Raw genomic sequence first — 25,924 nt, forward strand, 5'->3', positions numbered from 1 at the left:
TTGTTGATCGTGAGTTTATGTATTGATTTACAGTATATTATAAGATGGAAATGTTTTTGATAATCTGGTATTGTTAATTAAATATTTATTATTTTTGTTGACTAGTTACTCAACGTATCTAATAAAGTGTTTATTTTGTATTGAGTAAATTTACTCAATAACTCTCTGTCTGATACCGTGAAAGTAACTTGTACCCTCGCAAACCTTGTTTGCGTGTTTGCTGCTATTGCATTGCACGCACAAGACCCGGTTACCCTTTCGGGGACTGTCCGGGAAATCGGAAACCGAAAACCGTTATCCGGTGTCCACGTTTATCTTCCAGCCCTTCAAACAGGGACCACCACCAACGAAGTCGGTTTTTATACCCTAACCGCTCCAGCCCGCTACCCGTTGAGCGTTGTTTTCTCGTACGTAGGCTATAAAACCATTACCCGCACCCTTTCGTCGGCGAATAAACAGACGATTGATATTTACCTGAATCCGGGTCAGACGCTGACGGAAGTGTCTGTTAAAAACCAGCCTGTTCGTTCACTGGAAAGTGATCAGGCTCAACTCGGCCGCATCGGGCTGCCGATGGCGCAGCTCAATAAAATACCGGCTTTGTTGGGGGAGAAAGATGTGCTGAAAGTGATTCAGCTTCTGCCGGGCGTTCAGAAAGGCTCCGAAGGCAATGCCGGGGTATACGTGCGCGGGGGTGGTCCGGATCAGAACCTGATTACAGTCGACGACGCGGTTGTCTACAATCCCAGTCACCTGCTCGGCTTTTTTTCCGTGTTTAACGGCGATGCGCTCAAGAATGTGGAGTTGACGAAAGGCGGTTTTCCGGCGCGGTTTGGCGGGCGGCTGTCGTCCGTGATTGAAATGGGTATGAAAGAGGGCGATAAAGAAAACCTTCACGGTACGGGCAGCATCGGTCTGATTGCCTCCCGGTTTACGCTCGAAGGCCCTTTGCAGAAAGGCAAGGCGTCGTTTCTGGTTTCGGCCCGTCAGTGTTACCTGGGCGTGTTAACGCAGTTGATCTCGCCGGGGCCCGAGTCGGGCATTCCGTCGCGCTCCGGTTTTTACGATTATAACGCCAAACTTTCCTTCGACTTAGGACCTCGCGATCAGGTCTACCTGAGTGGTTACCTGGGGGCCGATCAGTTTCGAAGTCAGCGGGTTTTTGACGACCGAACCCTGGAGGCTGGTCTGGGCTGGGGCAACACAACCGGCACCCTGCGCTGGAGCCACCGGTTTTCAAAGCGGGTGTCGGCACATACGGCCCTGTTATTCAGTCAATACCGGATGGAGGTTTCCAATGAGGAAATCGCCACGGCGAACCAGGCCAACCTGGTCTTTCAACTCAGGTATCGTTCCAGCATTCGCGATTTTTCGCTGAAACACGACCTGGATCTGTACGCGGGTTCAACGCACCAGTTTCGTTTCGGTTTTCAGGTGACGCCCCACCGGTTTCGCCCCAGCGCCATCGTGTCGGCTGCCTCGGAAACCGGAAATCCGTCGCTTGTTTCCGATCAGACCATTCCAGTGATTGAATCCGGTGTGTATGCCGAAGATTTCTGGCAGCCTACCGATCGCTGGCGGCTCAATGCCGGTTTGCGGGTGAGCCATTACTGGCACAAAAATGCCCAGTATGTCCGGCCGGAACCGCGTCTGTCCATTGCCTACAAGCTGCCCGCCAACTGGGCCATCAAGGGCGCGTATGCCCAGATGAATCAGTATGTTCACATGCTGTCGAGTTCGGGGGTTGGCCTGCCGACCGACCTTTGGGTGCCGACGACCGACCGGGTAAAACCGCAGCAGTCCGAGCAGGTTGCGATGGGATTGGCCAAAGATTTCAAATCGGGCGTAGCGCTGACGGTGGAAGGGTACCATAAAACGATGCGGAATAACATCAGCTACCGGGAGGGGGCCAGTTTTCTACCCACCGGGCTGGTAACGGGCGAATCGGTTCGCTGGGAAGACAACCTAACGGCGGGCCGTGGCTGGTCGTACGGGGCCGAGGTGATGCTTCAGAAAAAGACCGGTCGGCTGACGGGTTGGATGGGGTATACGCTGTCGTGGACCCAGTGGCAGTTTGCCGATTTGAACGGGGGGCGCAGATTCTTTCCGCGTTACGACCGTCGGCATGACTTCTCGCTGGTGGGCGTCTACGAGTTGAGTCGACGTATAACGTTATCCGGTACCTGGGTGTACGGGACCGGGCAGGCCCTGACCATCCCACTGGCCCGCTATGCGACTGGCGGAAACAATCCGGATCATTCAAACCCGTCGGTGAGCCCGTTTACGGGAATCCGGAATGTGAAGGATTATGGCGAAAAGAACGGTTTCCGGGGCGAAGCGTATCACCGGATGGATCTTAGCCTGCAATTTCATACCCGTCGGAAAATGCGGGGAAGCGTCTGGGAGTTAAGCGTTTATAATGCCTATAACCGGCGGAACCCCTTTTATTATTCCATGGAAGGAAAGGTAGAAATCGACAACAAACCATCGAAAACGGTTTTGTATCGTTATTCGCTTTTCCCGGTTGTTCCGACCGTCAGTTACACCTTTACGTTTTGAGTGCCCCGCAGTTCCGACTGTAGAGTTTAGTGCAATTTCTCTGTCTTACTTTTAAAAATACACGTATGAAACGGATTTACACGGTATTTCTGTTGCTGGGCCTATTGGTCACAGGTTGCGAAAACATGCGCCAGGAAATAGAACCTGCCGGGCTCGACCACGTTGCGAAGAAGTTGGTTATTATCGGTTTTATTTCTCCTCAGGACACCATCATTGCGATAAAAGTTACTGCTACACGACCCGTCATGGACGAAAATTATGCGACCAACTACGGTACGGTTAAAAATGCCAAAGTCATCCTGGCTACCGGAAACCGGTCGGTTCAGTTGACTTACAATGGTAAATTCGATTATTACCAGGCCGATCCGAAGAAATTTCCACTCCGGGTGGGCGAGTCATATCAGGTGACGGCTCAAACCCCGGAGGGATTGAAGGCTGCGGGCTCCTGTACAATTCCGCAACCGGCCCGTTTGCAGCACATGCGGCTTGATTCGGTCGAGGATGCAAACCGGCAGAAAAAATACTTTGTCCGGTATTACTGGGAGGATACGCCCCAGTCATCGGACTATTATCAGACAAGTGGTTTGTTCACGTATGCGAAACCCTGCCCGAGTTGTAAGGGCGATGCCGGATCAAAACCAAAGCCAGAAACCACGCCGGTCGTGTTTGAGCCGCTCGGACAGACCGGTACACTGATGACCGACAAGGCCCGGGACGGCAAGGTGCTGGAGTCGTGTCGGGGCTTTCTGAACCAGGGGGCAATTACTCAGAGTTTGTCTGATAAATATTCATTTTCCAGCACATATGACCGAGCCCTGGTCAAAGGCACCTTGTTGCACGTCGATGAAGCCTATTACCACTACCACCAGGCACTCGAGTTACAGAAGAAGTCGGATGGTAACCCCTTCGCCGAGCCGGTTTTACTGCCCAATACGATCGAAGGAGGACTGGGCTGTTTCGCCGGCTACTACCAATCATCCTTAACGGTAACCTTTAGATAACTATTTATAGATATTGTTAAAAATTAATCAGATTTTTATGCGTACAAATACTCAATATTTCTTTAATATTGCGTATGGTATTTTTAGACACCTTTTCACTCCATGAAAGACTTCATTGCGGTCCATTACGACGGCACCAGTACTACTCTCACGTACACGGATACGGAAGAAGATGCCCGGGCTTACCTGGCGGCTTTGATTACGACCAACCAGGTTGGCAAGGAAGATACCCTGTCGATCGTACGAGTATATGATGATTCTCTGATTTATTTTAAACGTAGAAACAATACGATCAAAAGCGTTCTGGGGAAAAGCCGCCAGGCGTCGATCGGGCAAACCGATTTTGGGCTCGATTCATTTCGGGATATTCTGACCAAACTGTATAAAAAATTGGCTAATCTCGGCTTTGTTTTCGGCGGCCGCTAAAATTTTCTTCGGGTAAAGTCATTATTATTTTCAGTTCATTGCACGGGTATTTTCACAGCCTGAACGGCCCCCTCTGGCGGCCATCCTCCTTACCATTTTCGACTGGCGGCCCAAAACCGCTGGCCTGGCGATCCTTCCGGTATCAGCGCTTTTCACCTCTGTGAATGCGCATCAGCATTCCTTTGCGGTTGAATTCGACCGGAGCCGATCCATTCCTGTACCGACCAGCCTCGTTGGTCAGCCGACCGGCGGAAAAACCGGAGTAAAACCTTCATTTTCATTTGGTAGCGGCAGGCTTTACGAAACTATAGGTTTTCCTGTAGCCAAAATGTAGGTCTTTGCGGATTGAACGGGTACCCCGCAGCGCGGACCTTTGTCATGGCAATTCAATCAAACTCAGGCTGTCATGCTCGCTGCTTCGTCTCTACCCGCTTCTCAATCGGCTCGCCCGTCCGAACCCGATGCTAAAAATGACGGATTCTTTACGATCCTCTATGATATTATCCGGAATCATCCGCTACTGTTCACGGCGTTTTTCATGATTCCATTTCTGGCACTGCTCATCTCGCTGGGGTTGAAGTGGTACTATGTTTTTCACGATACCACGCATTACCTCTCTGATTTTCAAGTTGATCCGGTTTTGGGCACATGGACGGACCCGCAGGCGTATTTCAGCCCCGGACTCGATAAATACATCCGGGAACTCGATATAGCCGGTTTGCTGGGCGGAATTGTCGGGATTTTTATCGGGCTGTATGTCACCGTGACAACCGAAAAAGCCAACCGCCTGAAAGAGAAGCTCAATCAGCAGGAAATGGACCACCTCAAGACTCAGACCAACCTGCTGGTGCAGGCGACCCAGTCGCTGAACACGCTGATGATCGATGTGAGCGGTAAAGTGAACGAAAAAGTGCTGCTGATGGAAGGCCCGGACGAGGTGCTGAAGGGCATTGGCCGGGTGGTCGAATCGGCGCAGTCGCAGGGGAATGATCTGCTCGTTCTGTCCAATACGGCCCGGGTCGAAGGCATTGCACCGTTCCGGATGGACTATGTGGCCAAGCACGCTGATCTGAAACCGCATGAACTGCGGAATGCGACCCAGTTCGATTACGCCCGCAAAGCTGAAGCCCTGCAACGCGATTGCACCGACGTGGAAAATAAACTGAAAGGGGCCGCGATTTACCTTCAGAACATGGGCAGCGACGCCCACGTCGAGTTCGTCACGCTGAACGACCAGAATGAAGGGGCCAATCACGCGTTTCTGAAATACCTCGGCAAAGTGATCAACGAGCACGTTTCGGTCGAAACCTACCGCCCGGGCAGCAATGCCTTGCTGAGCCAGCTCGATGCCATTCCGCATCATAACCGGTTTCTGGTGCCGTCGTCGGCCGCCGAACCGGCCGATCCGAAAGCCCTGCTGGTGAATCAGTTGTATGCCGAACATAGTCAGGCCATCCGCGAGATGCAGGAACTCGGTATTCGCATTACGAAAGCCAACAAAACGTTGCCGGTTCAATTGTTTATCAGTGCGCCCCGCGAAAACAAACCGGGTATTTACCGGGGCCTTTGCGTCTGTATTCTCGGGAGCGGTTCCAGTGCCAGCGGCCGGGCTACCAAACTGACGGCTTTCCTGACCGAAGACCCGCATATTGTCGCGTCGATGACCGAACTTTTCTATGATTATCAGACCGACGGAAAATTGAACACCCAGGAATTTATCCGCCAGATGATCTGATGAATACGTTCCTGCTGATCCGAAAATTGTGGCCGTTTGTGCGGAGCTACCGGGGGAGTCTGGTACTGGCTCTCCTGCTGACCACCGTCGGGGCTTTGCTCGCCCAGGTAACGCCCCTGGTGATGGAATATACGGTCAATACCGTGCAGGGTTTGTTGAAAAAACCGATTGATAAACAGGAGGTAAGCTGGGTGGTGGGCACGCTGGTTGCTATCCTGCTGACAAAGGAATTGCTGAGCTTGCTGGTGCAGCTGGGCCAGAAATTCCTGAGCGACCGCATCCGGTTTCACATGGCGGCCGACCTCTACGATTACACCATTCGCCGGATTGTTTCTTACCATCTGTCGTTCTTTGCGCTGGACCAGAACCAGACCGGGAAGCTCGAAAAACGGATCGACAAGGGAATCGAAAGCCTGACGAAAACCGTCAAGAACCTATTCGTGGATATTGTGCCGATGCTGGCGAATGCGGTTTTTGCGCTGATTCTGATTTACAACAAAAACATCGGCGTGGGGGTGGTGGCTACCCTGGTGCTGCCGGTTTATTTCTACATCAGCCGGGAACAGACGCACCGGCAGAAGCAGATTCGCCGGAATATTCAGGAAATCCGGGAGAACAAGGCCAATGCGCTGTTCGGCCTGCTGGAGTCGATTTTTGTCGTTAAATCATTCGTTCGGGAGGGATACGAACAAAACCGGCAGCACGACCTGAACCACCGGCTGGCCGAAAACGAAATCCGGCACCACCGCACCAATTACCTCTTCGACGGCCTGAAAAGCGTGGCCGAACAACTGGGCATCGTCCTGGTGTTTGTCGTTACGATTTATTTCGTGCTGAACCGTCAGATGACCGTCGGTGCCATTCTGCTGCACATCATGCTGTTCAATAATGTGTCGGCTCCGGTTCGGCATTTGCACCGGATTTATGACGAATACACCGAGGCCCTGGTATACGCCGAAGGCTTTTTCGATATGATCGAAAACAATACGTATCTGCTCCGGCGCGGTTCGCTGAAATCATCGGCCTGGGGCGGGTATTTTGAATTGCAGAACGTGGATTTTGTGTACCCGAATGGCAAGCAGGCGCTCCGCAACGTCAGCCTCGAACTCCATCCGGGTAAGGTCACGGCGCTGGTCGGGTTGTCGGGGGCCGGAAAGAGTTCGGCGCTGAACCTGCTGGCCGGTTTTTACGATCCAACACGGGGTAACGTACTGCTCGACGGGCAACTGCTGGCCGACTACGACAGTGAGTTTGTGCGGGAGAACGTCGGGCTGGTATTGCAGAAAAACCACATTTTTGCCGGAACGGTGGAAGAGAATATCCGCTACGGCAAACTCGACGCGCCGTTTGAAGAGGTGGTTGAAGCGGCCCGGCGGGCCAGTTTGCACGATCAGGTGATGCAGTTGCCCAACGGCTACCAGACCGAAGCCCGGGCGTTGTCGGGCGGACAGCAGCAGCGGATTGCCATTGCGCGGCTGTTTCTGAAAAATCCGCCGGTTTTGCTCCTCGACGAACCCACCGCCAGCCTTGACGCCATTACGACCGAGCAGATCAAGGACAGCCTGGATGCCATCAAGAAAAACCGGACGGTTTTGATTATTTCGCACAACATCAGCCAGATCATGGATGCCGACCACATTTACGTGATGCAGGAGGGGGAAATCATCGGACAGGGAACCCACGAGTCGTTGTACCGCGAAGGCGGTTTGTACCGCGACATCATCGATTCCAACGCCCGTTCGATGAACCTGACCCGCCTGGCGGCTACGGTTTTGGGATAAAACGAAGCAACAACAACCATGAACCAGTCGATACGCGGTTATACGCTGACCCAGTGGGTAGGAGCGGGCGGAATGGGAGAGGTCTACCAGGCTTTTCATGCGGACACCCAACGAACCGTCGCCATCAAACTGTTGAGCCGGGTCGAACAGGCCGAGCGGTTTCGGAACGAAGCCAGCGTGCAGGCATCGCTGCGGCATCCGCACATTGCGCTGGTCTACGAGTTTTTTGTGGAAAAAGGACTGTGGTGTCTGGTCCTGGAGTACATCGAAGGCCCGACCATCGAACAGTTTATTCAGAAAAATGGCCCACTGACCGAAGAATCGGCCTGGAAAGTGCTGGGGCAGATTGCGTCGGCGCTGGAATACCTGCACAGCCGTGGCATCGTTCACCGGGATCTGAAAGCGGGGAATATCAAAATAGCCCGGCATGGCAAAGCCAAACTGCTGGATTTTGGCCTGGCCCGGTTTGCGAATTCGCCGAAACTGACGCACCAGGGGTACCTGATCGGAACGGCCTCGTCGATGGCGCCGGAGCAGTTTTCGGGCCAGAGCAGTCCAGCTTCCGATTGCTGGGCGCTGGGCGTTCTTTTGTACGAAATGCTGACCGGCCAGTCGCCGTTCGGCGGGAGCACCCACAGCGAAATCAGCCGCCGAATACAGAGAGGGGACTATCTGGCCCCCCGCAAGCTGAATCCGAATCTATCAAAAGCCAGTGAGCGGCTGATCGACAAACTGCTGACGGTTTCCCCCGAACGCCGGTTGACCGCCAAACAGGTGATGGAAGCGCTGCGGCACCCGGCTTTGCTGGAAGCCACCGACTGGCTGGGGCCGGTGCTGAAGTGGTGGGACCGTGTGAAACCTTGAAGGAATAGCGGAAAAACCGTAGTTTTAAGGGCGCAATCTCCCAACGTATGTCAGCCCGGTTTTTCTTCTTTTGTATTTTTCTGCTCATTAGCCGGATTCCTGTTTCCGCTCAGAAAACGCCGGTATCGACATTTACGGTCGTACCGTTAGGCGTCAAAGGGGGAATTGACGAAAGCAATCTCTCGGCGTACCTGCTCGCTCCGGCGGGAACGACGAATTACATTTGCCTGGACGCGGGCACCCTACATGCCGGAATTGAAAAGGCGGTCCAAAACCGGGCGTTCACCGTTTCGTCGGAAACGGTGCTGAAGGAGTATATCAAAGCCTACCTGATCAGCCACCCTCACCTGGATCATCTGGCGGGTTTGATCATCAATTCGACGGATGATGCCAAAAAGCCGGTTTATGGCTCCGCCGGCTGCCTGGAGGTTCTCAAAAAACATTATTTCAACTGGCAAAGCTGGCCCAACATGGGCAGCGAGGGCGATCAGCCTGCGCTGAGTAAATACCGCTATACGGTTTTGGCCCCGGCCGCCGAGACCGTCATCGAATCGACCGAAATGAGCGTTCGGCTGTTTCCGCTGAGTCACGGCATGTCGTACCAGAGCGCGGCTTTCCTGATCAAAAGTGGCGGCAGTTACGTCCTGTACCTGGGCGACACGGGGCCGGATCTGATCGAAAAATCCCAAAACCTGACCAAACTCTGGCAGGCCATCCAGCCACTGGTGCAGTCAAAAGCGCTCAAGGCCATTTTTATGGAAGTGTCGTATCCCAATGAGCAGCCGGACAATCAGCTCTACGGCCATCTGACGCCCAACTGGCTGATGCACGAACTCAGGGCGCTGGGGAAGCGGACCGGCCCGGAAGCGCTGAACGGTTTTCCGGTGGTCATCACGCACATGAAACCGACCGGTACGAACGAAACCATCATAAAAAAACAGTTGCAGGAAGCGAACTCCGTCAACGTAACGTTAATTTTTCCGGAGCAGGGGAAACCTCTCCACTTTTAGGGTGGAAATCCGGGGGAGGCTCGATAAACAGATCCATTTCGATGAAGATTTTCTGCTTAGTTAACCAGAAACCCAACCTTAAAGGACCCATCCTGTTTTTGGCCGTGTTGACGCCATTGATATTGCTGGGGACTGTCGGTAAAGCACAAGATCCGCCAGCAAAACCGATGAAACCGGTTTCAATCATTCTGGATACCGATATGGGAGCCGATTATGATGATGCGGGCGCGTTGGCAACCTTGCATGCGTTGGAAGATCTTGGCGAGGCCAGAATCCTAGCGGTTGGCGCGTCCAATCAGTTGCCTTATTCCGTTCCGCTGATCGAGGTCATTAACCGGTATTACGGAAAACCGGCGATTCCGGTTGGGGCCGTCAAGGGCAAAGCCGCCACGATCGATACCTGGCATAAGGGGGAAAAATGGACCCACGAACTTCCGATTCACTATTTTCATGCCGTGCCGACCACCCGGGATGCCCCGGATGCGATAACCGTATTCCGCTCGGTCCTGGCCGCGCAACCCGATCAAAGTGTGGTGCTGGTTACGATTGGATTCTTTACGAATCTCGGCCATTTACTGGATTCGCCACCGGACAAATTCAGTCCCCTGACGGGCAAACAGCTGGTTCAGAAGAAAGTGGTTCGCGTGGTTTCGATGGCGGGGAAATTTCCGTCGGGGAAGGAGACAAACGTCATCGTGGACCCGGAAAACGCCCGGAAAGTATTCGCGGAATGGCCCGGCGAGATGGTCATCAGTGGCTACGAAATCGGTCGTTTTGTCCGCACCGGCGACCGGCTTATTCAGATGCCCGTAACCAAAAACCCGGTTAAGGATGCGTACGCCATGTCCATCGCGCAGGATAAGCTGGAGACCGATAATAGCCGGTATGAACCGGGCGGGAGGGCCAGCTATGATCAGACCGCCGTTCTGGCCGCCGTACGCACCCCGGAGACCTATTTTGGGTTGGAACGGGGAACGTTTGTCGTCCAGAACGATGGCAGCAATACGTGGCACCCGAACGCAACCGGAACGCACTGGCGATTGCTGGAAAAAACGAAACCGCAGGCGCTGGCGGGCGTCATCGAGGACTTGATGATGAAAGCGCCGGCCAGCAGGAATCCCTGATCCCGTCGCTTTATTCGCTGCGTAGACTTTTCACCGGATTGACCAGCGCAGCTTTGATGGTTTGAAAGCTGACGGTTGCCAGCGCTATCAGAATGGCCGCCAGCCCGACGCCGGTAAACACCCAGAGGCTGATCGGAATGCGTTCGCGGTAATTGCTCAGCCAGGTGGTCATTAACAGCCAGGCGAGCGGCATCGCAATCAGCAGGGAAATGAGCACCAGTTTGACGAAATCCCGCGACAGGACCACGATGATGTTCGGAATGCTGGCCCCCATCACCTTCCGGATCCCGATTTCTTTCGTCCGCTGCTCAATCACCATCCTGGCGACGGCAAACAGCCCCAGACAGGACAACAGAATGGCAACGCCCGACGCCAGGCTGCAAATCTGGGCCATTCGTTCTTCGTTCTGGTACCAGGCATCGACGTTTTCGTCCAGGTAAGTCGCAAGAAATTCCGACTGCGGAGCCACTTCCTGCCAGGCGGTTTTCAGTTTCTCCATTGCGCCCGCCAGGCTTTGCGGAGTAACCCGGACAAAAATGTAGTGGATCGTTTCCGAATTCGAAAGGTGCAGGGTGATGGGTTTGGCCTGGTCGGATAACGAATACAGCTGAAAATCCGGGATGACGCCAATAACCTGGGATTTGGTTCCTGTCGTATCGCCATCGTCGCCAAGCAGCAGGCCAACCGGGTTCTTTTCGCCCAGTAGTTTTGCCATGCTGGCCGTTATAATCACCCGGTTGACTGAATCCGTGGCATACAGCCGACTGAAGTCTCGGCCCGAAATGGGTTTGATATTCAGGGTTTTTAGGTAGTCATAGTCGATGAGGAGCCAGTCGGTTGAGACCTCTTTGCCCTTGTACGTATAGCCGATGGTTGTTCGGGAGCTGACGCGGTCCCGGCCCCGGCCAATGTTGACGCTGGTTCCGGTGATGGCCAGAACCGACGGATCGTTGGCCAGCTTATTCCGCAGGCGACCGAGTACCTGACGACCGTCCACCTGGTTACCCACCGGAATGCTGATTACCTGTTCCTTTTCAAAACCGAGGGGGCGGGAACGGAGATAATCGACCTGCTGGGCCGCGATAATCGTGCAGCAGGCCAGCAGGCAGGATAAGGTAAATTGTGTCACAATCAGCGAATTGCGCAGGATGCCCGGCCGCTTCAGCGAAACTTTCCCTTTCAGTACTTCCACGGTGTTGAACTTGGTCATCTGCCAGGCCGGATACCCCCCGGCGACCAGGGTGACAAGCCCGAACACGGCCAGAATCAGCGCCATAAAACCGGGTTTAAATACGGCTTCGAGCCGAAGCCGGGCGTCGAACGTTGCATTGAACTGGGGTAACAGCAGGTAGGCCAGGACTAATCCCAGTAAAAAACCGATCAGGCAGATCACGGTCGATTCGCCCCAGATCTGGACGAAAAGCTGATTTTTAAGCGCTCCGAGCGCCTTCCGGACGCCAACCTCGCGGGCACGGGTGAACGATCGGGCGATGCTGAGGTTGATGAAGTTGCTGCAGGCAATCAGCAAAATAAAGAACCCAATGCCCAGCAGGGTATACACCAGGGCAATGGGCACCCCCCGGCCGTTGCTGATCTCCCGGTCGAAATGGATATCGGCCAGTTTCTGCAACCGCACCGCAAAGACATCACCCCGCTGATCGGGCTGGGCACCTTTCTTGTTGAGTTCCTCCAGTGTGCCGGGAAAATACTTGGCGGCAAATGGTTTCAGGCGGTTTTCAAACGTAGCCTGATCGACCTGGGGCGATAGTTTGAGGTAAACCGGATAAAAGTAGGCATTCCAGTCGGTTTTGGCTTCCTGGTAATTGGGTGCCGTCTCGATCCGCACGAGGGCATCGTACTGAATGGTGGAGTTGTTGATGGGCGCATCGCCGATGACGCCCGTCACGACGTACTGCTTCTGGCTGCCGATACTTCCCACCAGTACGGTTTTGCCCATCGGGTCGGCCGCACCAAACAGCGTCTGGGCCATCGTCTCGTTGATGACGATGCTGCTCAGGTCCCGCAGCGCCAGCTCGCGGTTGCCTTTCAGGAGCGGAAACGAAAAGACCTTGAAAAAATCCGGGTTGGTATGGACCACCAGTTTGTCGAAATACTTCTGGTTGACTTCCACCAGGCTTTTCCGGCCGCTCATAATGCAGGTGGCCGCTTCGACTTCCGGGAAACTGGATTTAAGGGCGGGCAGAAACGGAAGCGGCACGGCCCCGTTGCGGGTCGTTTTGTCGGAGTGGTTGGCAAACAGATACGGCTGGAAAATCCGGTCGCCATCGGCGTGGAACGAATCGTAGGTCAGTTGCAGGTACGACGTCAGGAAGAGAAAAACGCAGATGCAGAACGCTACGGCCAGCCCAACCACATTGATGGCGGCATAGCCTTTGCTTTTCCAGAGGGTACGGAAGGCAATTTTCAGGTAATTACGAAGCATGTCGGGGTGCAGAAAAAAAGGTGGTTGTTCGTGGGTTACGGGGTATCGATGAGCGGTTTTTGAAACCGGACCGGTTGCGGTTTTCGTCAGGCTGGTTGCTTTTCGTTTCAGAAAATACGGTCGGCAGAATTTGATCACCTCCAGCGCGTAAAACCGCCGGGCTTGGGCAATTCCGACCGTATCGACCTGATCGGCAAACTGTTCGTGCAGATCCCCCAGCAGTTCTTCCAGCAGGCAGGGCGGACAGAACCACTTCAGCAGGCGGTCGGCCCAGGGCGGAGGAACCGGCGGTCTGGTCGGCTGGGAGGAAGGCGGCTTTTTCATGGTCTACGATAGGGCAGGGTTTGGAATGGCTTCCCAGAGTTCGTTGCGGACCTGGCGCATTTCGTGGAGGGTTTGTTTACCGGATGCGGTAATTTGGAACAGGCGTTTCCGTCGCCCTCCCCGGGCCGCCGTAGCGCCCCCCAGTTCCGAGCGGACGAAGCCTTTCTCCTCCAGCCGGTAGAGTGCAATATGCACTCCGCTGAGACTGATGGTGCGGTCGGTGCGGTTTTTCAGTTCTGCCGCAATCGTAACGCCGTAGGCACCGCCCTCCAGCACGGCCACCGTCAGTAATACCAGTTCTTCAAATTCACCTAAATACGGTCTTCCCATTCCCTGAGTTATTTGCTTATTATTTGCTAAACAAATGCCTTGCCAAAGTACAGCGACCGCCTTTGGGAGGCCGCCAGGGCAGTTTTCAGGAGGTTGGGCGGGATGGATTGTCCAGAAACGGACAACCGGTTGTACCATTCTGGACAGTTGAAAACGGGAGTGCGGGGGAGAAAGATTGCCTATCGTTTAGCGGATACTTTGTTCCGTCAGGAACGATTTCATGATTGGGAAAGGGGTTGGCTGGCGCGGATCGGACGACGTTATAAAACGATTCCATCCGGATGCTGGGCGATTTCCGGAACCGGTTTTTCCGCCGGTAGCGTTTGGGGACGACTATCCTGAAGCCGGGCAATTTCGATCAGTTCGCCCTCGTTGAATCGCTTTTTGGTCAGAAAACCGGCTAACGAATGCACCGAATCGTCCAGCGCGCGGAGAATGGATGGGCGGTTGAGGGAAACCGGCTGCGGTTTTTGATGATTTCGTTTGACGTAATAGTGGCTCTGGCAAGCAAAATAACCGTCGAACCGATCGTCACGTTGCCGATGCGCCGGTGGCGTGCTGTGCAACCGGCAACGGGTGTGTTTGAGGAGTTGCAGCCTGCCATCGTACAAAACCTGGTAATACACCCGGTTTCGGCGGGCTTTCAGGCTGACAAAACGGGTTCCATTCAGGGTGAACGCAGCCGGTAAAACCGGGTGTTCCAGCGGACTGTTTTCAAACCGGCTCAGTAAGCGGTTCGTTGTCAGGTCATACGCGAGCTGGCAGGAAATACGCTGATTGGTATAATCCAGTTCCAGGGTGCCGTTCTGCCAAACCGGGTACGAAAAATAGGGGCTGCCCAGGTAAGCGACCGGTGAGGAAATACCCGAATTGAAATCGGGGCGGTTCTGGAGAAAAGAGCCTGCCTGCGCCCTCTCCTGACAAACCGTAATAAGGCGGCCCTGGTCGTCGCGGGAAACGACACATTGGCTATAGCCAACGAATTGTGTCAGGAGCAATAAGCCGGTCGTCATCAGGCTGTGACGGCCGGCCTTCGGTTTCAACATGTCATCCATAGTTGTTGTTTTTAACCCGACGAAAAACGGTAAACCAAGGTAATGCTTTGCCAATCAGTGAGCTATCCCGCAGGTCAGGGGATTTTTGGTCTTGCTAAAGAAGCTGAACATATTGGGGTGAATCGGGTTTATCCACCAATTAAAAACTACTGGCAGGCTTTAAAAAGCCGCAGCGGTTGCAAACTAAACAAATCATGTCATGGCACGAGGGGATAAATCGGCTTATACCGACAAGCAGAAACGGCAAGCCGAACACATTGAGGAAAGTTACGAAGACCGGGGTGTATCTACCGAAGAAGCGGAGCGCCGGGCCTGGGCGACCGTGAACAAAACGTCGGGTGGGGGAAAGAAAAGTGGGTCAGGACGCGGGAAACCCGAAAACCGGGAGCCTGAGCAGAAGGGTGGCCAGAAGGGGGGAGCAGCCTCAGCTTCACGGAGTGCAGAAGAACGATCCGCTTCCGCCAAAAAAGCAGCCGCTACCCGGAAGAAAAACGCAGCGCAATAGTGGGGGATGGGCTGGATACTAGATGCTGGATACTAGATACTGGATGGCTGATTGACGCTGGTTTGAGTTGTTGTCAGGTAATCGTTTACTTGCACCCTTTTATCCATCCAGTATCCAGTCCATCCAGCATCCAGTCCATCTAGTATCCAGCATCCAGGCCATTTAGTATCCAGCATCCCGCCCATCCAGCAGGGGCAGCCGCACGGTAAACAGGGCCTCCGATTCCTCGACAACGGGTTGCGGGAGTTTTAGCATCTGGTATTTGGCAACGATGTTGGTCAGGCCGACGCCATTGGACATGATGTGGGTCACTTTGCGTTGTAACGTATTCTGAACGACCAGGCGGTGCTGTTCATCAATCCCGATCTGGATCGTGAGCGGCTTCCGGGGCGCCACCACATTGTGTTTGACGGCATTTTCGATCAGCAATTGCAGCGTCAGCGGGGGCAACTGGCAGTTCAGGTAACGATCATCGACCGCAATCGTCAGGTTTAACCCGGTCCCGTAGCGGGTTTGCAGCAAATGGTAATACGAATCGATAAACCGCAACTCCGTTTCCATGGTGGTCAACTGCTGTTCGTTAGCCCGCAGGACGTACCGGTAGACGCCACTTAGCTTGTCTACAAACTGTTCGGCCTGTTTCGGGTCTTCGCTAATCAGCGAGGAGAGTGAATTGAGGGAGTTGAACAGAAAGTGCGGATTAACCTGCTGTTTGAGCACGTCGAGCTGGCTTTGCAGGTTGGCCACCCGCAGCTTTTCCCGTTCCTGTTCCGAGTGTTCCAGTTGCTGCTGGTAAAGCGCTAAATCCTGCCGGTGAAAGAGGAGTTCGTAAACCGTCAGGAAGAAGGTGGTGATCAAAGACGCATGAATAATCTCCAGGCCCAGAGCATTCAGGGTGAAAACCGTATTGCCGAAAGAAAGATGAAACGAACTGCTTAACGGACGGGCATCGGTCAGGAGATCCGGAATGGCCCGGTAGCGGATGGCATCCACCAGCAGCGCAAACGCGGTATTGGCACTAATACAGAGCACGGACGTGATGACGAGCCGTCGGGCCGTCTTCATCCGTTCGCGCAGCGCCGTCCGGAAGTAGGTGATCACCACCCGGTTCAGATGCCAGGTCAGCGCAACGGAAGCAATATCAAGAACAATCAGGGTCCAGGTCGCGCCCGTGAAAGGTTGCTGAAATACGCCATCGATCATCAAGGACAGTCCACTCAGAATACTGATACCAACGGCGCGTAACCAGATGTCTTTGAGCGAATAGCTGTTCATCGAATGGAAACGCCCCGGTTTTAAATGGCCTGTTTGAGTCACGGTTTGGGTCGCAGAGAATGAACGGTGAAATTAAGCAAATACCAGCGCAAATGCTGGTAACTGACTCGGGAAAATCCCTGATTTCTTTGACCTATGAAGATCCCGGTGCCCGGCAGGAAGCCCATGCCGACTGGCTGTATTCGACCGTCAACACCTACGGCAAAGCCGTGGATATTGTCTTTGAATCGAAAATGAAAGAACTGGCCGTGTTGCGGTTGCGCGGTAACCGGTTCACCGCCCGCCCGTGATCCCAGCGTCCAGAGCGGTTTCGGCGGGCAGGTACACCATAAAGGTGCTGCCTTTGCCGGGCTGACTGCGTACGGTCAGGTAGCCCTGGTGGTTATCGGTGACTTTTTTGCAAATGGCCAGGCCCATTCCGGTCCCTTCGTACTGGCTGTGGCCGTGCAATCGTTGAAATAACCGGAAAATACGATCCTCAAATTTCTGCTCGAAACCAATGCCGTTATCCGAAATTGAGACAAAAACATACTGTGGAGCGGCATGCCGGATGGTTACGGGCAACTGGTGGGGCAACAGCACCGAAGTGGTGATTTGAATCTGGGGCGGCTGGTCGGTTTTCGAGAACTTGATGGCGTTGGATAAGAGATTCTGGAATAGTTGCCGCATTTGCAGCGGATCGCCCTGAATGGCCGGCAGTGCCTGCGCCGTTATGGACGCCCGTTTCTCCTGGATACTGGTTTCGAGGTCGGTCAGCACTTCGGCGAGAATCTGATTCAGGTCCAGGGGCTCAAACGGCTGTTTCTGCGTCGAAAGCCGGGAGTAGGAGAGCAGGTCTTTGACCAGCACCTTCATGCGTCCGGCGGCTGCCTGCATCCGGGTAATAATGTCTACTCCGGCGTTATCGAGCTTCGCTGCGTGCTGGTTCACCAGAATTTCGCCGAAAGCCTGAATTTTTCGCAGCGGTTCCTGCAAATCGTGGGAAGCCACGTAGGCAAACTGACTCAATTCCGCATTGCTGCGGTTAAGTTCGTTGACGGTAGCCTGCAAATCCCGCTGCGATTGTTCGAGTTTGGCTTTGGCCTGGGCCAATTCTTCTTTTTCCTGCAAGGTTTGACCCATCACCTTTTGGGCGTGAATATCCACGACGAAACCCGTCCAGGCCGCTATTTTACTCGGCTCATTCGGCACCGGAGAGACCGAAAACAGGTGCCATTGGTAATCCTGCGTCATTTGCTTCCGCAACCGGCACTCATAATGAAAAGGCTGCGCATCGGCGGCCTGCTGGTTCCAGTGTTTCCAGAAATCCGGGTAATCGTCCGGGTGCATGACTTTCGACCACCGGGTCTGGTTGAGGGCCTGAATGGAATGGCCCGTAAAGGCCGTGACCCAGGCGTTGGCGTACAGCAGCTGCCCAGCCTGATTGGCGGTGAAAATCATCAGCGGCAAGGAGTCCGTGACGCGTTTGTAATGCTGCTCGCTATCCTGCAACCGACCAGCCAACTCCTGCAACTGCTCATTTTTTCGTTTGATCTCGTCGTAGGGCGATAATGGCTGGTCCGAACTGAACTGGGACCGCCAGAGCGCGATGCGTTCCGCACTGATTTTCCGGGCTATGGGAAGGCTGAAATAAAGCGAAATCCGGCTGCCGTTGCCCGTACTGGTGATTTCCAGTTTCTCGACCAGTCGCTGGGCATACAGCAGGGCCTGATTGAGCGGATTGGCAACCGGCAGGTTTTCGTCTTCAATGGAGGCTACCAGATACTGCCTTTTAGGCGTTGCGATGGCACTGAGCGTGAGCACGGCGCTGGTACCCTGTTCGATGGCATACCGGGCCACCTCCGAAACCGCCGTGGCGAAGGTGGTCTGAGTCGCGAGCGACAGGCTTGCCAGTTCGCCCAGTTTCATGGTCCGTTTGTGGGCCAGTATCAGGTCCATCTCGTTGTCGAGCGATACTTTAGCAAGTTCCTCCATGGTTTAAATCCGCCCGATAAATACCGAAGTGTCGTCCGTCTGACGGGCATAATCTTTATACAACGCAGCCGCCAGAATTGTTAGATCATACCGGTGAATCTGCGGATATTTTGAATGATCCCAGCGGGATTGCAAACCGTCTGAGCCCATGATCAGTAACTGGCCCCGCTCCAGGGGCAGCAGGTGGTTGTGCATGGTGCCCGGAAGGTTCATGCCCACAATGCCGTTATAGGACAGCAGGTTTTTAGCCGTTACCGGTCCAGCAATTCGGGTTACAATGTTACCGACCCCGCACCAGTGCCATTGCTGGCTCTGGCTATCATACACAACGACTGAGCCAACCAGCCCCCGGGTTTTATTGACCGACTGGTGCATGTGCCGTACAATGTCGACCGGGCTGTGGTACGGACAAATCCGAAAGGCTTTGATGGCTTCCTGGACGGCCCGATTGGCTTCAGGACCGTGCCCCAGCCCGTCGCCCAGAAAAAGCTTGATGTGCTCGGACGTTCGTTTTACGTAACAACCGTCTCCGCAGACAACTTCGCCGGGTTTGGGAACCAGTATCGAACGAAAGGTAAAACCGCCCGTCGGTGGTTCGTCCGGTACCGGATTTTTAAAGATTCGGGCCAGGAGAATGGTTCCCCAGCCTTTCGTGGAATACAACTGGAATTGGTCAGACAGCCGTTTAATGGCTCCCAGCCCGCTGCCCAAGGTCCCGGCGGTCGAGATACCGTCCTGCATCATGCGGTTCGGATCGGCGATGCCCGGACCGTTATCGATACTGATAATTTCCAGGCCAGCGTTGTTGGAGGTAATAAAATGGCGGACGAGAATTTCTCCCCCCCCGCCGTGTTTGACCAGATTCGAAGCAATTTCAGCGACAATCAAATCAATTTCGCCGATGCGCTGGGGCTTAAACCCCACCTGATTAGCCAACTGATTGATGCCTTTTTTGGCAATCGACAGATAACTCCGATCCGTAGCCAGAAACCGCACATGCGGGGAATTATCCATTTTTCCACTTTAAAATGATGACGGTCGTCCCCTGGCCGGGTGTACTCCGGATGCTAAATTCGTTGACGAGACGTTTAGCTCCCGGCAATCCCAGCCCCAGGCTTTTTCCGGTTGAATAACCGTCCTGCATGGCCAGATTGATGTCGGCAATCCCCGGCCCTTTGTCGGTAAACGTAAGCCGTACGCCCGAATCCCGTCCTTTACTGACGACTTCAATGCAGGTATCGCCCCCGCCCCCGTAGCGCAGCATATTGCGAACCAGTTCGCTGGCAGCCGTAATGAGCTTGGTCTGGTTGACAATGCCCATTCCGATTTTGACGGCCACTTCCTTGACGCGATTGCGAAAGGGAACCACATCCTGTTCCCGCGTGATGGACATGCTTTCCTTATTCAGTATCGTCAGCATCGTCGTCCGCCATTTCGGTGCTTAGATCCAGCTTGGTGTGCAGCAGTGCCATCCCACGCTCAACGTCGAGGGCCGTATGCACGCCTTTCAAAGATAAGCCAAGCTCAATCAGCGTAATGGCTACCGCGGGTTGCATGCCGACCACCACGGTTTCGGCATCCAGAACGCGGGTCATGCTGGCGATATTGCCCAGAATCCGGCCCATAAACGAATCGACAATGGTAACCGCCGAAATATCGATCAATACGCCCCGGGCACCGGTCTGGTGAACTTTCTGCACCAGATCCGATTCGAGGTTCATAGCGAGCCGGTCGTATAAGTCAATCTGAATGGTAACCAGCAGGAACGGTCCCATTCGCAGGATTGGTATTTTATCCATAGTTTGTTAGAGGGCCCTTTTTTCGACATCCATCCGCTTAACAACCATGCGGTTCATTGAAAAAGCGTATTTCAGGGCACTGGCTAATGTCGCCTTGGTGATGATGTTGGACAAATCGATGCCCAGGTGAACCACCGTTTGGGCAATTTCGGGGCGAATCCCACTGATAATGCATTCGGCCCCCATGAGCCGGGTCGCGCTAACGGTTTTGATCAGGTGCTGGGCCACCAGTGAGTCAACGGCGGGAACGCCGGAGATATCCAGAATGGCGATGCTGCTGCCGGTATCGACGATTTTCTGCAGCAGGTTTTCCATCACCACCTGGGTCCGTGAACTATCCAGGGTCCCGATGATCGGCAGGGCCAGGATGCCCTCCCAAATCTGAATAACCGGGGTGGAAATATCGCTGATTTCCTCGGTTTGGCGCAGAATCACTTCTTCCCGCCCCTTGATAAAGGTTTCGAACGTAATAACGCCCAGGCTGTCGAGCAACCGGTTTATTTTCTGACTCTCCTCAAAAAGCACCGTCGTGTCATCCGTTGCCTGCCGAAGCAGGTCGATGATGGCCTCCTTCAGACTGAAAATGTATAAGCCCGTTTCGCGGGGTGAGAACCCCTGCCGGGCGCGGGAAATCGAAATGCCGGAAAGGATTTCGTATACCTCGTCAAACTGCGTGGAATCAACCTGATTAAGGTTGTCCTCGGTCAGTGTGTTGGCCAGCGCATTTACTAACTCCTCGGACTGAGCCCGGAGGTCATCGTTGGTCATTAGGTCGTCGCGCAGGCTTTCATTGACCAGTTGTTTCTGAATCCATAAATCAAGCAGTCGCGCTTTGTTTGATTTGATCAACGAGATGACGCTAGTATGAGCCATAAAAAGAATAAGGTGAAATAGATACCTGCAATATTAGCGGAATATTTTAAATGCCCATTTTACTTACCATTTGGTGGGTTGAAAATAACGCTTCAGGGTAGTCTGCCTGGCAGCAGGTCGCCCGGGTTCCGGCCTGAGATCCAACCCAGGGCTACGCAACGACCAAAAGAAAGGGGGATGGGCTACACACTTGGCGCACTCTCCGGAATCGCAATCCGAAGGGTAGAAAACACCAGATCCCGAACCTGCTCATCAGAAAGCAGCCGGGCCACCGCCGACGATACGTTCAGCTGCTGACAAAACAGGAGAGCTTCGTTGCCGTGCATTCGGTCATTGGCAATGATCGTGTACGTTGAGCCCGGAAGCATGGCCGCCAGATGCGCGCCGGAGATAATCAGCATGAGGACATCAGGAAAAAGAAAGCCGGTTAGCGTGTAACCGGCTCGATCTGTTCATAGCACTAGCAAAAATCAGGCCGCGGCCCGCACCGGTTGCGGGGGTTGCAGCCGGCGAATATGCTCTTCTTTCAGGACAATTACCTCACGCTGCGGTTTGCCGCTATTGATCGAGTCGACCAGCGCATCCAGCAGGCGAATGGCCCATTCCGGAATAAATTTACCGTCTACTTCCACGAATACCTTCGGAAACGTATACAGCGCCCGTCCGAGTCCAAACTGAACGGCGGCCCGTTTCATGGCGTCAGAAATACCGCCTTTGACGGGTTCGATCGCCGTCCGCCCGGCGCCATCGGTTTTACTGACTTTTTCCCCGGAAGGGAGCGTTACCGTGATGGTACACAGAAAACCGCCGTCAATCTCTTTGATTTCGTTGCTCCAGCTGGCCCAGCCGAACTGTTCGTCGAAGCGTTCCATGACGCAGCGATTGGTGATGTAGGGAACGACGATCAGCTTGGCCGGTTTGCCGTTTTTAGCGTCAATCTGCTGTTGAACCCGCCACTCAATTTCTTCGGGCCGCAGGGGAGCGGTCAGTTTATTGATGTCCATGTATGAGTTGTTTTTCATAAAACAACGGCGGGCGAAAAAACGATCCCGGCGGACTGCGAAATTTTGCCGGCTGACGGAGAGCTCCGGCACCGGAAAACCGCTATTTCATCGACACCGTCAATTCGGTGATGGCCGGAATATTGGAAGGGCTTTTTCCGCTGATAAAAAGTTTTTGCCCATTGGAAAACAGGTTGCCGTAGCCCGGAACGTTCTCCAGTTTAAGGGGCGCATCGGCCCAGGTGTCTTTGACAAGGTCATAGACATAAACCGATTGGTTTTGCAGCAGAAACAAATAATCGCCCAGGACGGCCGAAAAGACGCTCTGGTAACTGCTTGAAACCTCGAAGGGAAGGTCCTTCAGGGGCGTCCAGGTGTTGGTAGCGGTTGAGAAATAAGCCATTTTCTGTTTAGCACCCTGCCCGCCCAGGGCGTATATCCGTTCTTTATACGTGACTAATTCCGTGCTGGTGGTTGCGTAGAGGTAATTCGGAACCGTAAACCATTTGTCCTGGCTGATGCTGTAATATTTGAAGAGGGTACTGGGCGTACGGCCACCCAGAAAATAAAGGTTGCCGCTATAATAGGTGACGCCGGCTTCTCCCGCATTATCTTTTGCCGTTGCCGGATAATTTATGGTTTGCCAGGTGTTTGAAGAGGCAACGTATTTGGTGGCATCGTTGGCGATAAAAAAGATATTGGTGCCATCCGACACCAGTTTGCTGGAGTAGCCGCACCCACAGACATTACTTGATTTGGCAAGGGCCGAGGAAAAGGTATTGCTGCCCAGGTCATAGCGAACAAAGAACTGCGGTTTAGCGGTATTGGAATAATTGCCAAAATAGATCGCATTCCCGACCAGAACAGACTGAATAGGGTAAGCACCGGCATTGAAGGTGCTTAGGGGCATGCTCAGTTGCTTTGCCGTCAGCACGACATCATTAACGTTCTTTTCGGGCGTTGCGGTCCCTTCTTCGTTCTTTTTACAGCTTCCCGCCAGAACGAGTAAAATGCAGAAATACAGGGGCTTCATAGTCTTATGGTAGTAAGGTTAATGTGCTTTTGCTACCTGAAAGTAAGCGATGCGAGAAGGCGGTTTTAGCGTAGAAGTACGGGTTTTAGCGTCCGGCACGGTCCCGGTCAGGAACCGGCGATTCCTAAAAACAAGCCCCGGCAAAAATTGCCGGGGTTGTCATGCGAAACGTGTATGATGCTGGCGAACTGAAAAACGCCAGCACCCAGTAAGACGTAGGGTATTTTTGAAAGTCACCATTTTCTTGAAAAAAATAACTTTAAGTTTTCGGAGATCATTGGAATAGGCGACAGAGATCAACAAAACCCTCTTTCCGAAACACGTTCCCCCATCGCTAGCCGCTTGATCGATTAAAAGGACTAAAGAAGGCTCGCGGGTGATGGCGTGTCATATCGTACTTTGTTTATAAAGTGATCTTCGCCATGAACAATGGGTTGCTGGCTGTAGTTACCCTTATAGAAGCTGATATCAGTTCCATTTTCAGCTATTTTTCGCCTGGATGCCTAATTGGGAAAATTCTCTGGACGGACCGCTCCTGCCGGACGTAGAGATCAGATTTTGCCCAAGGTAATGATGACATCCTCCTCCACTGTAGAGTCGAATTCTCTGATCCGGCTAGCTACCTACCTGGCTACCCGGCGCGAAGCCCTGTTCATAAATTGGCAGATGGCTTGCAAGGTAGAGCCCGCCCTGAAAGGAGTTGCCCGCTTAAGCCGCCAGGAGTTTACCAGTAACGTCCCTTTGATGCTCACAATGCTTGAGCAGCGGCTACTAGGCCAGGATCAGGAAGTACAGGTCAGCCTGTTAGCCGCTGATCATGGTCTCCATCGCTGGCAAAAAGGCTATACCCTGGCTGAACTGTCGATGGAGATGCAGTATCTGGGGCGTCTGTTACTGGAGGAACTACGGGTGTTCTGGCAACTTTATCCCTCGACCGATTCCCGGCTTATGACCAGCGTCTATGAACACTTCGCGGCTTTCAATAACCAGATTAGTACCGGCAGTGTCGGCCAGTATGCCGAATTACACCGTATAGCGGCTTCCAGCCGGGTCGAAGCCCTGGAGAAAGCCCTGGCCGAATTAAATGAGGCCAGCCTGCAGCGCAATGAGTTACTGCGCCATTCCTCGCATGACCTGCGGGGCGGTTTCGGAGCCATCGAGGGAGCGGCTTCCTTGCTGGAGATGGGCATTGAGTCCGAACAGGAGCGTAAACAGATGCTGGAGATGCTGTTGCGTAACCTGACCAATTGCCGGTTACTGGTCACTCAGTTGATGGATTTAGCCCGGCTGGAAGCCGGTCAGGAATCGCTCAACATCCAGCCTGTGGATGCAGGCCTGTTGCTAACAAATCTGGTGGTGGGCTATCAGCCCCTGGCTAATAAGAACGGTCTTTTACTCAAAGCGGACGGCCCGGCCAGCCTGGTGGTCGAGTGTGATCCGGTTCACCTTCAGCGAATTATCCAAAATCTGGTGCTCAATGCCCTCAAGTATACGCCCACAGGCTGGGTAGCGGTTTTCTGGACTCGGGAGAATGAAGATTACTGGCTCGTCAGTATACAGGATTCCGGGCCGGGCCTGCCGACGAAGGCCGGGTGGTGTGCTCAAACCGTAGGGCCCACCGCGCACGTGTCCGGTTTGTGTTCTCCCCACAAAGGGGAAGGCCTTGGGTTGTCCATCGTTAAGGGGTTGTGTGAGCTCCTGCGGGCGAATCTGGAGATCGAAAGCAAGCCGGGGGAAGGGACTCTGTTTCGGATCCGGCTCGCCATTCGCTGGCAACCCTAACGGGCTTATGCCGTTCGGTTTTTTCCTTCCATCCGGCTCGGCCAGAGGGCATACTGTCCTGTTCTCAAGTGGAACTGCCCCTTCTGGCGGGGCACAACGCTGCGAACCGTATGGAGAGTTTGGGATTTTGTTTACTTTTGAGCCATTCCTATTCCTTAAAATACAACCATGGCTCAACAACGTACCGGTCGCTTTTTATTGTTGTTTTTTCGTTGCCTCTTTTGCGGCTCCCTCCTGCTTCCCCTTCAAAACGTATCGGCCCAGGATAAAGCCGTCCAGCTTTTTGCCCATCGCGGGGGGGCTCATGAACAGGATGAAAATACCCTTCAGGCGTTTCGAAATAGTTATGAAAAAGGCCTGCGGGGCTTTGAAACTGACGTCCGGATCAGTAAAGACGGGCAGTTAATTGTTTCGCACGATGCTTCGCTGGACCGAATGACCACAAGCCAGGGCATTGTGGAAGAAATGAATGCCGCAGACTTGCGGAAAGTGAAAACGAAGAAAGGAAATCCGCTGCTGTTTCTGGATGATTTGCTGGCTTATTTCGCCGATAAACCGGGGGTGTATCTGGAGTTTGAAATGAAAACGACTCCCAAAGCGTATCCCCAGGAATTGCTCGAAAAATACTGCGATCAGGTGTATAAAGCCGTTATGGCCAAAAAACCGCAGGGGTCTACCTATTTATTGACCTCCTTCGACAAGCGGCCCCTGCAATATCTCAAAACCAGGTACCCCGATGTCGATTTGCTGTTTATCACGTCATCCCCACTAACCAAGGAAGTTTTGCAGGAAACCCTGGATCTGGGGGTGAAACGAATCGGCTGTAACCTGAGCGGAACGAGCCGGAAAAATGTAAAAGATGCGCAGGCTGCCGGTATTCTGGTCAGTTGCTGGCCGGGCCATACCGTCCAGGATTTCCAGTTGGGGGTGGCCCTGGGCTGTGATTACCTCTGTTCCGACATTCCGGTAGAAGTATTGACCTTTATGCGCACCAAAATGCCCTGGGTGAAAATCAAGTAACCGGTTTTTG

Annotated in this window: 24 protein-coding genes; 12 read left to right on the forward strand and 12 right to left on the reverse strand. The window is 53.6% G+C overall.

What is annotated here, in order from left to right:
• Positions 1-231 precede the first annotated feature (231 nt).
• From ACFPMF_RS09235 to ACFPMF_RS09270, 8 genes are all read left to right on the forward strand, one after another.
• Positions 232-2,559, forward strand: coding sequence for a TonB-dependent receptor (locus tag ACFPMF_RS09235; RefSeq protein ID WP_379843514.1), 2,328 nt, complete (start codon positions 232-234; stop codon positions 2,557-2,559).
• 65 nt (positions 2,560-2,624) lie between these two features.
• Positions 2,625-3,560: a DUF4249 domain-containing protein gene (locus tag ACFPMF_RS09240; protein WP_379843517.1), complete on the forward strand. Its 936-nt coding sequence runs from the start codon at positions 2,625-2,627 to the stop codon at positions 3,558-3,560.
• Positions 3,561-3,662: 102 nt separating this feature from the next.
• Positions 3,663-3,986 (forward strand): hypothetical protein, encoded by a 324-nt coding sequence (locus ACFPMF_RS09245; RefSeq protein ID WP_379843520.1) that lies wholly within the window; start codon positions 3,663-3,665, stop codon positions 3,984-3,986.
• A 406-nt stretch (positions 3,987-4,392) separates the two neighbouring features.
• Positions 4,393-5,721, forward strand: coding sequence for a hypothetical protein (locus tag ACFPMF_RS09250; RefSeq protein ID WP_379843523.1), 1,329 nt, complete (start codon positions 4,393-4,395; stop codon positions 5,719-5,721).
• Entirely contained in the window at positions 5,721-7,502 is a 1,782-nt protein-coding gene (locus ACFPMF_RS09255) for an ABC transporter ATP-binding protein (RefSeq protein WP_379843526.1), read from the forward strand. The genes ACFPMF_RS09250 and ACFPMF_RS09255 overlap by 1 nt, the downstream gene beginning before the upstream one ends.
• 18 nt (positions 7,503-7,520) lie before the next feature.
• Positions 7,521-8,366: a serine/threonine-protein kinase gene (locus tag ACFPMF_RS09260; RefSeq protein WP_379843529.1), complete on the forward strand. Its 846-nt coding sequence runs from the start codon at positions 7,521-7,523 to the stop codon at positions 8,364-8,366.
• 47 nt (positions 8,367-8,413) lie between these two features.
• Positions 8,414-9,376, forward strand: coding sequence for an MBL fold metallo-hydrolase (locus tag ACFPMF_RS09265; protein ID WP_379843532.1), 963 nt, complete (start codon positions 8,414-8,416; stop codon positions 9,374-9,376).
• 167 nt (positions 9,377-9,543) lie between these two features.
• Positions 9,544-10,500, forward strand: a complete 957-nt coding sequence (locus tag ACFPMF_RS09270; protein ID WP_379843535.1) for a nucleoside hydrolase — start codon at positions 9,544-9,546, stop codon at positions 10,498-10,500.
• Between the two features lie 10 nt (positions 10,501-10,510).
• Here the strand turns inward: ACFPMF_RS09270 and ACFPMF_RS09275 are convergent, their stop codons facing one another.
• The 3 genes from ACFPMF_RS09275 to ACFPMF_RS09285 all read right to left on the reverse strand — a co-directional run bounded on the left by ACFPMF_RS09275 (position 10,511) and on the right by ACFPMF_RS09285 (position 14,652).
• Positions 10,511-13,267: an ABC transporter permease gene (locus ACFPMF_RS09275; RefSeq protein ID WP_379843538.1), complete on the reverse strand. Its 2,757-nt coding sequence runs from the start codon at positions 13,265-13,267 to the stop codon at positions 10,511-10,513.
• A 3-nt stretch (positions 13,268-13,270) separates the two neighbouring features.
• Complete coding sequence (locus ACFPMF_RS09280; protein ID WP_379843541.1) at positions 13,271-13,597, reverse strand: PadR family transcriptional regulator; 327 nt, start codon at positions 13,595-13,597, stop codon at positions 13,271-13,273.
• A 260-nt stretch (positions 13,598-13,857) separates the two neighbouring features.
• Positions 13,858-14,652: a hypothetical protein gene (locus tag ACFPMF_RS09285; protein ID WP_379843543.1), complete on the reverse strand. Its 795-nt coding sequence runs from the start codon at positions 14,650-14,652 to the stop codon at positions 13,858-13,860.
• A 199-nt stretch (positions 14,653-14,851) separates the two neighbouring features.
• On the opposite strand from ACFPMF_RS09285, the gene ACFPMF_RS09290 reads away from it, so the two are divergent.
• Positions 14,852-15,157: a plasmid stabilization protein gene (locus ACFPMF_RS09290; RefSeq protein WP_379843546.1), complete on the forward strand. Its 306-nt coding sequence runs from the start codon at positions 14,852-14,854 to the stop codon at positions 15,155-15,157.
• 162 nt (positions 15,158-15,319) lie between these two features.
• Here ACFPMF_RS09290 and ACFPMF_RS09295 read toward each other — a convergent pair whose 3' ends face one another.
• Complete coding sequence (locus ACFPMF_RS09295) at positions 15,320-16,432, reverse strand: sensor histidine kinase (protein WP_379843549.1); 1,113 nt, start codon at positions 16,430-16,432, stop codon at positions 15,320-15,322.
• 92 nt (positions 16,433-16,524) lie between these two features.
• Here ACFPMF_RS09295 and ACFPMF_RS09300 point away from each other — a divergent pair, with 92 nt between their 5' ends.
• Positions 16,525-16,722 (forward strand): hypothetical protein, encoded by a 198-nt coding sequence (locus ACFPMF_RS09300; protein WP_379843552.1) that lies wholly within the window; start codon positions 16,525-16,527, stop codon positions 16,720-16,722.
• On the opposite strand, the gene ACFPMF_RS09305 is transcribed toward ACFPMF_RS09300, so the two are convergent.
• The 8 genes from ACFPMF_RS09305 to ACFPMF_RS09340 all read right to left on the reverse strand — a co-directional run bounded on the left by ACFPMF_RS09305 (position 16,706) and on the right by ACFPMF_RS09340 (position 23,112).
• Positions 16,706-18,406, reverse strand: a complete 1,701-nt coding sequence (locus ACFPMF_RS09305) for a sensor histidine kinase (protein WP_379843554.1) — start codon at positions 18,404-18,406, stop codon at positions 16,706-16,708. The two genes, ACFPMF_RS09300 and ACFPMF_RS09305, sit on opposite strands and share 17 nt — an antisense overlap.
• Positions 18,407-18,409: 3 nt before the next feature.
• Complete coding sequence (locus tag ACFPMF_RS09310; protein ID WP_379843557.1) at positions 18,410-19,420, reverse strand: ATP-binding protein; 1,011 nt, start codon at positions 19,418-19,420, stop codon at positions 18,410-18,412.
• The gene (locus ACFPMF_RS09315; RefSeq protein ID WP_379843560.1) at positions 19,413-19,826 is read right to left on the reverse strand and encodes an anti-sigma regulatory factor; all 414 of its coding nucleotides are present in this window, start codon (positions 19,824-19,826) and stop codon (positions 19,413-19,415) included. The genes ACFPMF_RS09310 and ACFPMF_RS09315 overlap by 8 nt, the downstream gene beginning before the upstream one ends.
• A complete protein-coding gene (locus ACFPMF_RS09320) occupies positions 19,807-20,205 on the reverse strand; it encodes an STAS domain-containing protein (RefSeq protein ID WP_379843563.1) in 399 nt (132 codons plus the stop codon). The genes ACFPMF_RS09315 and ACFPMF_RS09320 overlap by 20 nt, the downstream gene beginning before the upstream one ends.
• 6 nt (positions 20,206-20,211) lie before the next feature.
• Positions 20,212-21,078: an STAS domain-containing protein gene (locus tag ACFPMF_RS09325; protein ID WP_379843566.1), complete on the reverse strand. Its 867-nt coding sequence runs from the start codon at positions 21,076-21,078 to the stop codon at positions 20,212-20,214.
• Positions 21,079-21,260: 182 nt separating this feature from the next.
• Entirely contained in the window at positions 21,261-21,479 is a 219-nt protein-coding gene (locus ACFPMF_RS09330; protein WP_379843568.1) for a hypothetical protein, read from the reverse strand.
• Positions 21,480-21,548: 69 nt separating this feature from the next.
• Positions 21,549-22,100: a Rad52/Rad22 family DNA repair protein gene (locus tag ACFPMF_RS09335; protein ID WP_379843570.1), complete on the reverse strand. Its 552-nt coding sequence runs from the start codon at positions 22,098-22,100 to the stop codon at positions 21,549-21,551.
• 82 nt (positions 22,101-22,182) lie between these two features.
• Positions 22,183-23,112 (reverse strand): Kelch repeat-containing protein, encoded by a 930-nt coding sequence (locus tag ACFPMF_RS09340; RefSeq protein WP_379843573.1) that lies wholly within the window; start codon positions 23,110-23,112, stop codon positions 22,183-22,185.
• 570 nt (positions 23,113-23,682) lie between these two features.
• Between ACFPMF_RS09340 and ACFPMF_RS09345 the strand changes: the two genes are divergently transcribed.
• Complete coding sequence (locus ACFPMF_RS09345) at positions 23,683-24,894, forward strand: sensor histidine kinase (RefSeq protein ID WP_379843576.1); 1,212 nt, start codon at positions 23,683-23,685, stop codon at positions 24,892-24,894.
• Positions 24,895-25,062: 168 nt separating this feature from the next.
• Positions 25,063-25,914, forward strand: a complete 852-nt coding sequence (locus ACFPMF_RS09350; RefSeq protein ID WP_379843579.1) for a glycerophosphodiester phosphodiesterase — start codon at positions 25,063-25,065, stop codon at positions 25,912-25,914.
• Positions 25,915-25,924 lie beyond the last annotated feature (10 nt).

This window comes from Larkinella bovis (assembly GCF_042655385.1).
Lineage (GTDB): Bacteria > Bacteroidota > Bacteroidia > Cytophagales > Spirosomataceae > Larkinella > Larkinella bovis.